This window comes from Marinobacter sp. 2_MG-2023 (assembly GCF_030546935.1).
Taxonomy (GTDB): Bacteria; Pseudomonadota; Gammaproteobacteria; order Pseudomonadales; family Oleiphilaceae; genus Marinobacter.
In genome coordinates this window covers 644,149-658,500 of record NZ_JAUOPH010000001.1, presented here as the reverse complement: position 1 = coordinate 658,500, position 14,352 = coordinate 644,149, and the positions used below count along the sequence as shown (strand labels likewise).

General features: G+C 54.7%; 10 protein-coding genes. 8 read left to right on the top strand and 2 right to left on the bottom strand.

What is annotated here, in order from left to right; genetic code table 11:
* Positions 1 to 14: 14 nt before the first annotated feature.
* Entirely contained in the window at positions 15 to 2,891 is a 2,877-nt protein-coding gene (locus Q4501_RS02885) for a response regulator (protein ID WP_303594007.1), read from the bottom strand.
* Between the two features lie 223 nt (positions 2,892 to 3,114).
* Here Q4501_RS02885 and cysM point away from each other — a divergent pair, with 223 nt between their 5' ends.
* The 5 genes from cysM (at position 3,115) to Q4501_RS02860 (ending at position 9,013) form a co-directional block, all read left to right on the top strand.
* Positions 3,115 to 4,008, top strand: a complete 894-nt coding sequence (gene cysM / locus Q4501_RS02880) for a cysteine synthase CysM (RefSeq protein WP_303594005.1) — start codon at positions 3,115 to 3,117, stop codon at positions 4,006 to 4,008.
* Positions 4,009 to 4,034: 26 nt separating this feature from the next.
* Positions 4,035 to 5,384, top strand: coding sequence for a 23S rRNA (uracil(1939)-C(5))-methyltransferase RlmD (rlmD, locus tag Q4501_RS02875; protein ID WP_303594003.1), 1,350 nt, complete (start codon positions 4,035 to 4,037; stop codon positions 5,382 to 5,384).
* Between the two features lie 58 nt (positions 5,385 to 5,442).
* The gene (gene relA, locus Q4501_RS02870; RefSeq protein WP_303594001.1) at positions 5,443 to 7,683 is read left to right on the top strand and encodes a GTP diphosphokinase; all 2,241 of its coding nucleotides are present in this window, start codon (positions 5,443 to 5,445) and stop codon (positions 7,681 to 7,683) included.
* Positions 7,680 to 8,534, top strand: coding sequence for a nucleoside triphosphate pyrophosphohydrolase (mazG, locus tag Q4501_RS02865; RefSeq protein ID WP_303593999.1), 855 nt, complete (start codon positions 7,680 to 7,682; stop codon positions 8,532 to 8,534). The genes relA and mazG overlap by 4 nt, the downstream gene beginning before the upstream one ends.
* Positions 8,535 to 8,668: 134 nt before the next feature.
* On the top strand, positions 8,669 to 9,013 hold the full coding sequence (locus tag Q4501_RS02860) for a pilin assembly protein (RefSeq protein WP_303593997.1): 345 nt from the start codon (positions 8,669 to 8,671) through the stop codon (positions 9,011 to 9,013).
* Positions 9,014 to 9,039: 26 nt separating this feature from the next.
* Here the strand turns inward: Q4501_RS02860 and Q4501_RS02855 are convergent, their stop codons facing one another.
* Complete coding sequence (locus tag Q4501_RS02855; protein WP_303593995.1) at positions 9,040 to 9,273, bottom strand: hypothetical protein; 234 nt, start codon at positions 9,271 to 9,273, stop codon at positions 9,040 to 9,042.
* A 123-nt stretch (positions 9,274 to 9,396) separates the two neighbouring features.
* Here Q4501_RS02855 and ppc point away from each other — a divergent pair, with 123 nt between their 5' ends.
* The 3 genes from ppc (at position 9,397) to adk (ending at position 14,332) form a co-directional block, all read left to right on the top strand.
* Positions 9,397 to 12,042 (top strand): phosphoenolpyruvate carboxylase, encoded by a 2,646-nt coding sequence (gene ppc / locus Q4501_RS02850; RefSeq protein ID WP_303593993.1) that lies wholly within the window; start codon positions 9,397 to 9,399, stop codon positions 12,040 to 12,042.
* Between the two features lie 61 nt (positions 12,043 to 12,103).
* A complete protein-coding gene (locus tag Q4501_RS02845; RefSeq protein ID WP_303594353.1) occupies positions 12,104 to 13,477 on the top strand; it encodes an HDOD domain-containing protein in 1,374 nt (457 codons plus the stop codon).
* Between the two features lie 201 nt (positions 13,478 to 13,678).
* Positions 13,679 to 14,332: an adenylate kinase gene (adk, locus tag Q4501_RS02840; protein ID WP_303593991.1), complete on the top strand. Its 654-nt coding sequence runs from the start codon at positions 13,679 to 13,681 to the stop codon at positions 14,330 to 14,332.
* Positions 14,333 to 14,352: the final 20 nt, after the last annotated feature.

The window sequence follows — 14,352 nt, the reverse complement described above, 5'->3', positions numbered from 1 at the left end:
CCGCGAGTGCACTATCAGTTGGTTTCAGCTTGCTGGTGGTGCTCCCGAAACATCTCCTGCCAGTCGGTCTTCTCACTCCAGATTTGCAGCCGTTCGATAGCAGAAACCAGCAGGTTCTTTTGCAGCTCCACGTCTGATGCTGACCGTTTGAGTGCTGTTTCCAAGCGATTTGCTGCCGACCGCAGCTCCGGAACACCGCAGTAGCGTGTTGCGCCGTGAAGTCTGTGGACACATTCCAGCAGCTCTTCCAGATTGCGCTCATCCCAGAGCCAGGCAATCCGGTTCAGTTCAGCAGGCAGCTGTTCCAGAAGCATGCTGAACAACTCCTCAGCCAGATCTGTTTTGCCAGCTGCGAGCTGAATGCTTTCAGCTACGCTTACACAGTCGCGCTGCATTTTGCGCGTGGAGGGTCTTAAAGCGCGTCTCGTATCACGGACTTCCGGTACAGCAGGCTGGTCAGCCTGACGGATGCTACGGCATTGGTAGCCTGTGCACTCCTGAATGGTTTCTGCAAGCTGAGCGCTGCTGATCGGCTTGGGTAGATAACCATCGAAGCCTTGTCTGGTCAGGCGTTCCTGCTCGTCGGCCAGTGCGTGTGCCGTCAGGGCAATGATCGTTGTTCTGTGGTTGTTGTTGTCCATCTCGCGAAGGCGTGAGGTTGTTTCCACGCCGTCCATGCCAGGCATCTGAAGGTCCATGAAAACAAGATCAAAAGCCTTTTGCCGGGCTTTGCTAAGAGCCTCAAAGCCGCTTGATGCGCCTTCCACGTCTATCTGGTAATCCTGCAATAAAGTCATGACCAGTTTCAGATTGGCCTCGTTATCGTCTACGGCCAGTACTCGGGGCATATCGTCTGGGATAGGCAGGCGGGCGGCATGCTCCTGGCGTGAAATGCCTTGCCCGGAAGTGTTAATGCCGTGTACCAGAAGAAGCAGTTCGTCATAAAGTGCGTCACGGCACACCGGTTTGGACAGGTGGCCGCTTGCCAGTCCGGCCAGAGAGGTGTCGTGGACTTCCAGGGTTGGTGTCAGTAACAGAGTTCGGCAATCGCGCTCGACCTCCAGCGTCCGCACCAGTTCACAGTACTGGTTTGAATTGAGCAGGTGCCTGGTGATTCCAACGATCGCTGCCGCGTATCCTGACTGGCTCTTTTGTGCATTCTCGACCTGCTCCTGCATGGCGCCAGGCGATGCGACGCGGTCAACCGTTATGCCCCATTCCCGCAAAAGATGCTCAACTGCAAGGCCACAGGTTTTTTGGTGTTCCAGGTAGATAACCCGCTCGCCCCGAAGGGCGTCTCGGGGCGCAATTGCCTCACCGCCAGAAGACAGCTCCGGTGTCAGGGTAAACCAGAAAGTGGAACCTTTCCCAAGCTCACTCTGCAGGCCAATCTTGCCACCCATCTCCTCCACCAAACGCTTTGAAATAGCCAGGCCCAGCCCCGTACCGCCATACTGCCTGGCTGTAGAGGCGTCTGCCTGATTGAATGCGTTGAACAACGATTGCTGCTGAACCCGGGATAACCCCACACCGGAATCTGTAATGCTCAGACGAAGGGTAACCCGGTTGTTTTCTTTGTCCTCATCCTCAAGACTGGCGCGCAATACCACTTCACCGGTTTGGGTAAACTTAATGGCGTTGTTGACCAGGTTGGTGATTACCTGTTTGACCCGCAGAGGGTCGCCCATGATGTTGTCTGGCACATCGTTATAAACCAGAGGCACGAGGTCCAGGTTTTTGCTGTGGGCAGCAGGTGCCAGCATAACCATGACGTCTTCGACAATATCCCTCAGCTGGAATGGAACGCGGTCCAGGATCAGCTTGCCGGCCTCAATCTTCGAAAAATCCAGAATGTCGTTAATGATCGTCAGAAGAATTTCGGAAGACTTGCGTATGGTGCTCAAATGGTCCCTTTGTTGGCGGGGTAGCGGGCTTTTGAGCAGTAATTCGGTGAAGCCGATAATTCCGTTGAGTGGGGTCCGGATCTCATGGGACATATTTGCCAGAAATTCAGATTTTATCCGGCTGGCTTCCAGGGCTTCCTTGCGCGCAAGATCCAGTTCAATGTTCTGGATTTCAATGGTTTCCAAAGTCTCACGCAGATCTTCTGTCGCCTGGTCGATGTTCTGCTGCATTTCTGCCTGGGCAGTGCTCAGCCCTTCCGCCATGGCATTCAGACCTGACTCCAGCTGTTCAAATTCCGGGCCTGCCCCGGTATGTACACGGGTGTCGAGTTTTCCCTCTTTTAGTTTTGCCACTGCCGCGTTCAGCTCGAACACCGGGCCGGTAAATGCTCGGCTCAGGCGCAGTGCAATAAGAAGGCTGAAAACCACGCCGCCAAGAATCAGCAATAAAGAGATCAGAAGAGCTTTGTAGGTTTCTTTCTCGGTGCGTATGTGGGACATCTCCACAGCTACCCAGCCCATGGGCTCACGTTGTTGAGCGGCCGACTGTCGGGTGTCCGGGTCAAGCACGGACTGGATCATCAGATCCTGGAGGAAAACCGGATGTACAAAGCGCGTACTTGTGGCGCGGGCAATGCGGCTCGCCCGATCACTGGTCAGCTCCTTGCTATCAAGGTTGTCGGAACTACCCGGGCCTGTGTGCAGCAAGCGACGGCGGTCACTGTCAAAGAACGTAATCGAGCGCACATCCTGTTCTTCGAGTAACGCGTTGGAAAGACTGCTCAGCAGGCTGCGATTTGCAGTGAACAATCCGTATTCCGAACCGGCTGCAAGTTGGCGGGACAGGGATTCGCCGCGATCTCTTAGCAGGCTCTCAATATTGTTAACCCAGCTGTAGGTAAAAAACAGCCCCAGTATCAGGGTGGTGAGAAGGGTGGGAACAAGAGTTACCACCAGCACTTTTTTGCGAATACCCCAACGTCGCATACGAAATTCCTAAAATATATCTTAACGCCGCTTGTTTACGCGGGTTACGTCCTTGTAATAGTAGGCTATCCGGGAACAGATAACCTTACAATCAGTGCCGGTTGAGTGGAAAAAGACACTTTTTTTATAGCCTCCAGTCATGGTTTTAGCGAGAAGCTGTATTGGGCGACCGGTGCCATAAGGCGTATCATGCCAACCCAAAAGTGTACCACAGGGTTCTCATATGCATTTTCCCACGATTGAAGATTATGTCGGGCATACGCCTCTGGTTCGATTGCAGCGCCTTCCCGGCGATACCAGCAACGTGATTCTGGCAAAGCTGGAGGGTAATAACCCTGCCGGTTCTGTAAAAGACCGGCCCGCCATAGGGATGATTCAGGAAGCCGAACGCCGTGGCGAGATTCAGCCAGGCGATACGCTGATTGAGGCAACCAGTGGTAACACAGGTATCGCTCTGGCGATGGCTGCGGCTATCAAAGGCTATCGAATGGTTCTAATCATGCCCGCAAATATGAGCGAGGAGCGCCGCGCATCCATGCGCGCGTATGGTGCCGAAATCATCACTGTCAGCAGTGATGAGGGCATGGAAGTTGCCCGGGACAAGGCTCTGAAAATGCAGGCGGAAGGTAAAGGTAAGGTGCTTGATCAGTTCAGCAACCAGGATAACCCTTTGGCGCACTATCGAACCACGGGCCCGGAAATCTGGGAACAGACCGAAGGTCGGGTAACCCACTTTGTCAGCTCCATGGGAACCACTGGTACCATTATGGGCGTTTCCCGCTACCTTAAAGAACGCAATCCCGATATCCGCATTATTGGCTTGCAGCCAAAAGAAGGCGCCTCCATACCCGGTATCCGCCGCTGGCAGGAAGCGTATTTGCCCCGTATTTACGATGCGACCCGGGTGGACCAGGTGCTAGACATCGGGCAACAAGAGGCTGAGGAAACCATGCGTGCCCTGGCCGAGCAGGAAGGCATTTTTTGCGGTGTTTCATCCGGTGGTTCTATTGCAGCAGCGCTGCAACTGTCAAAGCAGGTTGAAAATGCCATCATCGTGGCCATTATCTGCGATCGTGGCGACCGCTATTTATCAACAGGTGTCTTCCCCGGCGCCTGAATCTGACGATATCAAGAGAACAGACTATGAGCAGAAGACGCAGGAAGGTACTTCCTACGGAACCCGTGCGCTGTGAAGTGGAAAAACTCAGCCATGATGGCCGCGGTATCGCTCGTCAGGATGGAAAGATCCTGTTCGTGGACGGTGCCTTGCCGGGCGAAACGGTCATGGCCAAGGTGGTGTCCACGCGAAGCAAGTTCGATGAGCTGCGCACACTAGAAGTACTACAGGCAGCGCCTGATCGCCAGAAGCCGCCCTGCGAATATGCAGACCTGTGCGGTGGTTGCAGCCTTCAGCACATGAGCAGCGATGCACAGATTGGGTTCAAGGAAGACACCTTGCGTGAGCAGTTTGCACATTTTGGAGGCATAGAACCTGAAGAGTGGATTGAGCCAATGCTTCCGGAAAGCACGCTTGGCTACCGGCGCAAAGCGCGTATGGGTGTGCGTTTTGTTAAGGCTCGGGAATCGGTGCTGGTAGGTTTCAGGGAGAAGCGTAACAGCTTTCTAACCGATATCGACCGTTGTGTGGTGCTGGATCCACGCATTGGTGAGCGCATACTTCCTCTGCGCACCTTGTTACATAGCATGGATGCCTATGCCCGTATCCCCCAGGTTGAGGTTGCCTGTGGAGATGATATGGCGGCCATGGTTTTTCGCAATATGGATGACCTGAGTAGCGGTGACAGGGAAAAGCTGATTGCCTTTGGTCAGGCCCATGATTTGCATATCTATCTGCAACCCAAAGGCCCGGATACCGTCCATCGTATCTGGCCGGAATCAGCGGGTAGACAGGATGAACGCCTCAGTTACCGGCTTGATGCCTTTGACCTGACTATGAAATTTCATCCGATGGACTTTACCCAGGTCAATGCAGGCATAAATAAAGACATGGTAAACAGGGCCGTGGAATGGCTGGACGTGCAGCCGGGTGAGCGTGTTCTGGACCTGTTCTGCGGCCTGGGTAACTTTACGCTGCCCCTGGCGCGCAAAGGCGGCCAGGTTGTAGGAGTCGAGGGTGATGACGCTATGGTGGCGCGGGGCCGGGAGAATGCGGAAATGAACGGGCTTGCGAATGTGTCATTCCACGGCGCCGATTTGCACGGTGACTTTACGGGGCAGGGCTGGGCAAAAGAGGGCTTTGATAAAATTCTTATCGACCCGCCGCGTTCCGGTGCGGAGGAAATCTGCAAATACCTGACCGCCTTTAATGCCAGCCGTATCGTATATGTATCATGCAACCCGGCCACCCTAGCCCGGGATGCAGGAGTGATGGCGCGCAACGGGTATCGCCTCGTGCGGGCTGGTGTGATGGATATGTTTCCTCACACTACACACGTAGAGTCTATTGCGCTGTTTGAGCGGGACTCACACTGAATGTCGTTGTGCTCAGCAAAGGACTGCTGGGTGAACCTCCGGGACTAACAAGACTGATATGGTAAAAGTTCGAGAAGACTATGCAATGACTGGCGATGGCCAGATCGATATTGAAGGCTGGGTCCAACAGATCGCCTCTCAGGCTCATCTGGATGACGTGAAGCAGTTTCGCAGGGCCTGCGAAAAAGCAGCTGAAATCGATTTGCAGGCTTTCCGGGAAGACCGTCAGTGGGCTTCCGGCTCAAGCAGCTTTCGAATTGGCATTGAAATGGCTCAGGTGCTCGCAGAGCTGCGTCTGGATCAAGCCAGCCTTGTGGCCGCCATTCTTTACCGCGCGGTGCGGGAGGAGCGGGTCGCCCTTGAGGTCATCCGTAAGGAGTTTGGTGACGAGATAGCAGGTCTTATTAATGGCGTGCAGCAAATGGCTGCCATTTCCTCCATTCACCACCCGCTCAAGGGCAACGTGCTCGGGCAGAGCGAAGGCCAGTTGGACAACGTCCGCAAAATGCTGGTTACCATGATTGATGATGTCCGGGTTGCCCTGATCAAGCTCGCGGAGCGCACCTGCGCTATTCGTGGTGTGAAAAATGCGCCTGAAGAAAAGCGCATGCGGGTTGCCCGGGAAGTGTTCGATATATACGCGCCGCTGGCCCACCGACTGGGTATTGGTCATATCAAGTGGGAGCTGGAAGATCTGTCGTTCCGTTATTTGCACGAGACGGCATACAAGAAAATTGCCAAGCTCCTGGACGAAAAGCGTCTCGACCGTGACGGCTATATCCGCCGTGTCATTGATACCCTGCAGACCGAGTTGAAGGCCTCGGGTATCGACGCCTCGCTTTCAGGCCGTGCCAAGCATATCTACAGCATCTGGCGAAAAATGCGCATAAAGGGGATAGATTTTTCCCAGGTGTACGACATTCGAGCTGTACGGATTCTGGTTCCTGAGGTAAGGGACTGTTACGCAGCTCTCGGGATAGTGCACACGCTCTGGCGTCACATACCCAATGAGTTTGACGATTACGTGGCCAGCCCCAAGGAGAATGGCTATCAGTCGTTGCATACGGCAGTGATCGGGCCTGATGGGAAGGTTCTGGAAGTTCAGATTCGTACCCATGCGATGCATGAAGATGCGGAGCTGGGGGTTTGCGCGCACTGGCTCTATAAAGGCACGGATAAGGCCAATAAATCTTCGGGCTATGATGCCAAGATCAACTGGCTCCGGCAGGTGCTGGAGTGGCAGGAAGAGCTTGGAGACCTGTCAGGCTTGTCAGACCATCTCAAATCAGATGTGGTCTCTGACCGGATATACATCTTTACACCGGAAGGACATGTCGTTGATCTTCCTCAGGGCGCCACACCTGTTGATTTTGCTTACCGCGTGCACACTGAAATCGGCCATGCCTGCCGCGGTGCCCGGGTAAACAGTCGCATTGTCCCTCTGACATACCCTTTGAAAACCGGAGAGCAGGTTTTCATTCTTACGTCCAAAAATAATGCTGCGCCCAGCAGGGACTGGCTGAACCCCAGTCTTGGGTACATTCAGACTTCCCGGGCTCGGGCAAAGGTAACTCACTGGTTCAAACAACAGAACCGCGAACGCAACGTAACAGACGGCCGCGCCATCATTGAAGACGAATTCAGACGTCTTTCGTTGCATGATGTTGACCTTGGCGAGCTGGCCGTAAAAGTGAATTACCACAGTGTCGAAGATATGTATGCCGCTATCGGCGCTGGTGACCTGCGCCCTGCACACGTTGCCAACGTGGCCCAGCAAATGCTGGAGCCAAAGTCTGAACAGCTCGACCTGAAGCTGACCGCCCAACGACGCAAACCCTACGATACCGAGTCTGATATTCACATTCTTGGTGTGGGAAAGCTGAAGACTCAGGTGGCAAAATGTTGCAAGCCGCTCCCCGGTGATCCCATCGGGGGTTACATTACCGTTGGGCGCGGCGTGACCGTTCATCGCCAGGATTGCCTGACCTTTCTGAATCTGCAGGAGTTTGAGCCCAACCGGATTATCGAGGTGAGTTGGGGTGGTAAACAGGCCTCCGTTTACCCGGTGGATATCGAGGTTGAAGCCTATGACAGATCGGGCCTTCTGAGGGATATTACCCAGGTATTGTCGTCTTCAAAGAGCGATGTTCTGTCTCTCCACACCGTGACCAACCGTGATGACAACACGGCAACCATGGTGGTGACCGTGGAAATTCACAGTCTGGAGCAGTTGGCACGCTTGTTGGCCCAGATACGTAACCTGCCCAATGTTATTGACGTCAGGCGTAAGCGCTCATGAGCTATTCCATTGATGATCTGAAAGTTCTGATGTCCAGATTGAGAGATCCGGAAACCGGTTGTCCCTGGGACACGAAGCAGACGTTCAGAAGTATTGTGCCGCATACTCTGGAGGAGGCCCACGAAGTAGCCGATGCCATCGAAAGGGAAGACTACCCTAACTTGAAAGATGAGTTGGGCGATCTGCTGTTCCAGGTGATTTTCTACTCGCAGATAGGGGCGGAAGAGGGCCTTTTCAGTTTTGATGCGGTGGTGGATCACCTGGTGCGCAAGCTGGTGCGCCGTCATCCCCATGTCTTTCCTGAGGGTACTCTGGAAAGCCGCATAGACCCGGATAACCGGCCAGACGAAGCCTGGATCAAAGAAAGTTGGGAGCGCATCAAGGCAGAGGAGAGGGCTCAGAACCAGCCCGAAAAATCGTCGGCGGCAGCATCTCCAAGCCGGCTGGATGGTATTGCCCGGGCGCTGCCGGCGATGGTGCGGGCCGAGAAGTTGCAAAAGCGTGCAGCTCGCCATGGTTTTGACTGGCCAGACGTCGGCCCGGTGTTTGATAAACTCCATGAAGAAATCGATGAGTTGAAGGAAGCCTGGCAGGCCGCCGAATCCGGAGAGGGTGATCGCGACGCCGTAGAGGATGAACTGGGCGATCTGCTATTTGTGTGTGTGAACCTGGCGCGCTTCATGAAGGTTAATCCGGAGCAGGCAGTCGGTCGCACCAACCACAAGTTTGAGGCACGATTCCGGGCCATCGAGCAGGTTCTGGAACGTGAGGGCCGATCCTTTGATGAAGAAACCCTGGAAGCACTCGACGAGATCTGGCAATCCGTTAAGGGTATTGAAAAGAAAAGCTGACAGCCGGACAGCGTAGGTACAATCCGTTACCAATTTCCTGGGCTTCTGTTCCTGAGCTTGGTCTACACTTGCACGAAAGGGCGCTCATTGTTTGTGCGCTGTGTGCCTTCAACAGGATGCAGGAGTCAGACTCGATGAAAATCAAAGATCTGGTCAGTTATTGGGACAAGCATGCAAGAGGCAGACTTACCCGGGATGCCAGCTTTATGGCCTTGTCTGACCAGCATCATCGGATGCTTGAAAAATTGGCGGTTATCTACCCATTGAAATCGCCTCAGGATCTTATGCGCGACCTGATTTCCTCATCTCTAGATGAAATAGAAACCGGTTTCCCCTACGTTCAGGGCACCAAGGTGGTTGCCCATGACGAGGACGGATTTGAAATATATGAGGACCAGGGCGTTACCCCGGAATTCGTGCGCCTGAGTCAGAAACATATCAAGCGCCTGAAAGCCCGCCAGCTCGAATCCGCAGCGTGATCGAGCAGGCTTCTGGCTCCGCTGGTTTAACTGCTTTTACCGCCCAACTTTTCTTTTAGCGGGCCCTGGCTGGCAAGGTCATCCAGGGCTGCGGCAATCACATCATTCAGAATGTCACTTTCGCTGCGATCGGGATACAGCTCTGCCAGCGCAGAGATTCTCGCAGCGTCTTCCAGGGGAAGCCTGAGGTTATAGTCGTGGGTTCGCTCAACAGGCTTTTTCTGTTGTTCCCATTGCTTATGCAGGTCCGTTACTTTCATGGGCACTCCTCATAGATATGGCCTCACTGTCATAGCTACGGCATCAATGGCCAATAGACTTTTCCGGCAGTTCCTTAGTATCGTTAGTTTACTTTGTCTCCGTCAATTCAAAAGGACGCCAATGTGACTGAGCTACACCCTGATCTTCGCGAAAATGTCCGTATGTTGGGCGAGCTTCTGGGGCAGAGCATTCAACGCCACCCTGGTCGGGATTGTTTTGATCTTATTGAGGAAATCCGGGCTGCCGCCAAATCCGACCGGCGACAGGAAAGCGGGTCTGGCCAGCGTCTGGTTAACCTTCTCGGTAAATTGAGTGATGACGAACTGTTACCGGTTACCAGGGCATTTAACCAGTTCCTCAACCTTGCGAACCTCGCAGAGCAATACCACGGCATTCGTCGTAAGCGCGACCATCAATCTGATCTGATGGTGGAGCCTGTTTCAGATGTTTTCGAGCGGTTGAAAAATAGCGGTGTCAGCCCCGAAGCACTTCATAAATGTGTGGCAGACATGCGTGTCGAATTTGTGCTGACAGCACACCCCACTGAAGTTGCGCGGCGCACGCTGATTATGAAATACGATGAAATGTCAGAGTGTCTGGCCAGCCTGGATCACGATGACCTGATGCCGGCGGAGCAAGAGGCGATTACAGAACGCCTGTCGCGGCTGGTGGCAGAAGCCTGGCACACAGACGAGATCCGGCATGAGCGCCCCACGGCTGTTGATGAGGCCAAATGGGGTTTTGCAGTTATTGAAAACAGCCTTTGGCAGGCTTTGCCGCGATTTCTTGACAACCTGGACGGGTCGCTGCAGAAGGCGACAGGGAAGGGGTTGCCCCTGCAGGCGTCACCTGTTCGCATCGCCTCGTGGATGGGCGGCGACAGGGACGGCAATCCGAATGTCACTCACGAGGTGACGCAAAAGGTATTTATGCTTGGGCGCTGGATGGCAGCGGATCTTTTTCTCCGGGATATTCGTGCGCTACGGGCAGAGCTTTCCATGTGGCAGGCGAGCGACGAACTGCGCGGCCTGGCGGGGGATTCCCGGGAGCCATACCGCCATGTGCTGGCTGAACTTCGCGAGCGCCTGCTGAAAACCCGGGATTGGGCTGAAGCCAGTGTCAGTGGAGAGCCTGCAGACACTAGCGGAATCTTGTTCGAAAACCGGGATCTGACGGCACCGCTGGAGCTTTGCTATCGCTCACTGGTTGAGTGCGGGCTGGAACATATAGCCGAAGGCGCGTTGCTGGACACCATTCGCCGGGCTCACACGTTTGGCCTTCCGTTGATTCGTCTGGATATTCGTCAAGAGGCCACCCGTCACGCCGAAGCGGTAGCCGAAATGGTGGAGTATCTTGGTCTGGGCGACTATCTGTCTTGGACTGAAAGCGAGCGTCAGGCATTCCTGTTAAGGGAGCTTCAGGGGCGTCGACCGCTTGTCCCCAGGAGCTGGGAGCCTTCTGAGCCGGTGCGTGAGGTGCTGGACACCTGTGAGGTCGTTGCGCAGCAAACGCCTGAAGCGCTGGGTTCTTATGTCATCTCGATGGCCAGCAAGCCTTCCGATGTGCTCAGCGTTATCCTGTTGCTCCGCGAATCGGGAATGAAATTCCCCATGCGAGTGGTTCCTCTGTTTGAAACGCTGGACGACTTGCGCGGAGCGCCCGACAGCATGGCGGCGCTGTATGAGGTCGAGTGGTACCGGGATTATTGCCAGGGCCGGCAGGAAGTCATGATTGGTTATTCGGATTCGTCGAAGGATGCCGGCCAGCTTATGGCGGCCTGGGCTCAGTATCAGGCGCAGGAAAAGCTCACCCAGGTAGCGAGCCAGTACGGCGTTCACCTGACACTGTTTCACGGCCGCGGGGGAACCGTTGGCCGGGGTGGTGGTCCGGCGAATCGTGCAATTCTGTCTCAACCTCCCGGCTCGGTTAATGGCAGCTTCAGGATTACCGAGCAAGGTGAAATGATTCGCTTCAAGTTTGGCCTGCCCCAACTGGCGGTACAAAGCCTGACGCTGTACACCACAGCGGCAATCGAAGCCACCCTGCTGCCTCCGCCCGAGCCGGAGGAAAAATGGCGTGAAACCATGGACTGGCTGACTGAGCGCTCGCTGAAAGCCTACCGCGAAGTGGTCAGGGATAATCCGGATTTTGTACCCTACTTCCGCCAGGTTACGCCTGAGCAGGCGCTGGGGAAGCTCGCTCTGGGTAGCCGGCCTGCGCGCCGTAAGGCTTCAGGCGGTGTCGAGAGCCTGCGGGCAATTCCCTGGATTTTTGCCTGGACTCAGATACGACTGATGCTGCCGAGCTGGCTGGGTAGTGACGTAGCGCTTGAAGAGGCGGCCAGAGACGGGCGATTGCCCATGTTGCGCGAGATGATGCGAGGTTGGCCATTTTTCCGCACTTACGTAGATATGCTTGAAATGGTTTTGGCCAAGGCCGACCTGCGTATCGCCGGCTATTATGAAAAAACCCTGTTGAGCGACGAAAAGCTGAAAGAGCTTGGCGCCAGCTTGAGTAAGCGGCTTGAAGGCTGTGTCCAGCGCCTTCTGGAGCTTAAGGAGCAGAGCGAGCTACTGGAACATGAGCCAGTTTTTGCCCACTCGATGCGTGTGCGCAACCCTTATACAGATCCCTTGCATTATCTTCAGGCGGAGCTGCTGAAGCGCGATCGTGAAAGCGAAGGCAAGGGAGAGGTTCCTGAGCTGGTAGAACGCGCACTTAAGGTTACAATGGCGGGCATTGCTGCCGGTATGCGTAACACAGGTTAACAGCACCGGGGACGGACGAGGGGCGCGCAGAGCTCCTGCCATGGACAACAGGAGTATTGGTGTGGCTCTCGCAACGCGATTGCAGCGTTTTTTCGATCAACAGGACATAGCCTACAAAGAGCGACCCATCGAGCAGGCTTCAAGCCTGGATTCGGCGGTGTCCGCTCTGGGGTCTGCCCGTGAGGATGTCATTAAAGCAACGTTGCTGATCGATATCAGCGGCATTGTGATGGTGGTTCACAGATATGACAGTTCGCTTGATGCCGATGCCCTCCGGCAAATGACGGGCCGGCACCTGCAGCCTCTCACGGTCCAACAGACCATGAGGCTGTTCAGCGACTGTGATCCCGGGTTCACGCCACCAATTGGCAATGCCTACGACTTGCCCGTGTTGCTGGACGAAGGCATTGACCGGTTCGAGCGGGTTTTGTTTTCCAGTGGCACGGATCATTCTATGGTTGAACTGGACGGCCGCTCTTTGCGTCTTGCGATGGCAGGGTCAAGGGAAGGGCATGTGGCGATCCGTGGCCCAGGCAATGAGGGTGCCCGGGATGCGCTGACGTTGGCGGAGGTGGCCAGCAAGCTGAAAAAACTGTACCGATTGCCGCCCATGCCGGCTCTGGCACTGCGCATTCTGCGCCTGACTTCGAATACCGAAGCAACCGCCCGTGAACTGGCAGAACTCATAGAGTTCGATCCGAGCCTGACCGCGCAGGTTATGCGTTATGCGCGTTCAGCTTTGTTCCACTATCCGGGCCAGATTAACTCCGTGCAGGACGCAGTAACCCGGGTTCTGGGGTTTGATCGTGTTGCCCATATTGCGATGGGTATTGCTTCGGTACGTGCGTTTGATGTCCCCAGATCCGGCATTCTTGGGATGGACAACTTCTGGCGCCACTCACTCTACTGCGCGTTCCTGTGCCAAACCATGGCACCCAGTTGTGGTGCCGATAAAGGCCTTGCCTACTTATGTGGCCTGCTGCATAACTTTGGCTTATTGCTGGTGGGACACCTGTTTCCTATTGAGTTCAAAGAGCTCAACAGACTGCGCGAAGCTAATCCTGAGGCCAGTATGCAGTCGCTGGAACAACAGGTATTCGGCCAGGGTGGCGAGCAGGAAATCATTGCCGTTGGGCACGGTGCTATCGGTGGTATTTTGCACAGGTTATGGGAGTTGCCTGATCCGGTGGTCAAAGCAGCCGGTGTTCATCAGCAGCCTGGTTATCACGGCGAGAATGAGAACTACGTCATGATCGTCCAGCTCGCCAATGCGTTGTTAAAAGATCGGGGTATTGGTGATGAATTTAATCCTGATGATGTTCCTGCACTTCTGCAGGGTTTGGGGCTGGAGCCAGCATTCGTAGGTGATCTGATGGCTCAGGTCGATCAGGTTGCCCCGGATCTCGACGCGCTTGCATTATCTCTGACCGCCTGACAGTAACCTTCCCGGCTTCTGCGGCAAGTCCGTTTCCCGGAGATGATACGGAGGTCGACTTTCTCTGAGGTGACTGAGTTCGTATAATGCGCCATCATCGAATCCGGCTGACACCTTTTCCGGAAGGAGAAGTTGTCGCAAAGACATAGATCTTTGCCGCAACTTTTCAAACTATAATGACGAAAATGGGAGCACAGCGTTATGCGAATCATCATGTTAGGCGCACCTGGCGCGGGAAAGGGGACTCAGGCCCAGTTCATAACTGAACGCTTTGGCATTCCTCAGATATCTACCGGTGACATGCTTCGGGCAGCCGTCAAGGCTGAGTCGGACCTTGGGAAACAGGTCAAGGAAGTTATGGCAACCGGCGGCCTGGTATCCGATGACATAATCATTGCTCTGATTGAAGAACGGGTTCAGCAGTCAGATTGTGCAAATGGCTATTTGCTCGACGGCTTCCCCCGCACCATTCCCCAGGCCGAAGCCTTGAAAAACCAGGGTATTGTTATCGACTACGTTGTCGAGATTGCGGTAGATGACGAAGAGATTGTCAGCCGGCTTTCTGGTCGTCGTGTGCACGAAGGCAGTGGTCGCATCTATCATGTCAAATACGATCCACCGAAAGTGGAAGGCAAGGACGACGAAACCGGTGAGCCGCTGATGCAGCGCCCGGACGACAAAGAAGAGACCATTCGCAAACGTCTGCAGATTTATCATGATCAGACGGCACCTTTGATTGGCTATTATCAGGGCCTGGCAGAAAAACAGCCGGAACTTGCGCCTGAGTATGTGAGCGTAAAAGGTGTTGGCAGCCTGGACAGCATTCGCGATCAGATTCTTGCCAAACTCAAATAATTCAACGACGTTCCGCCGAG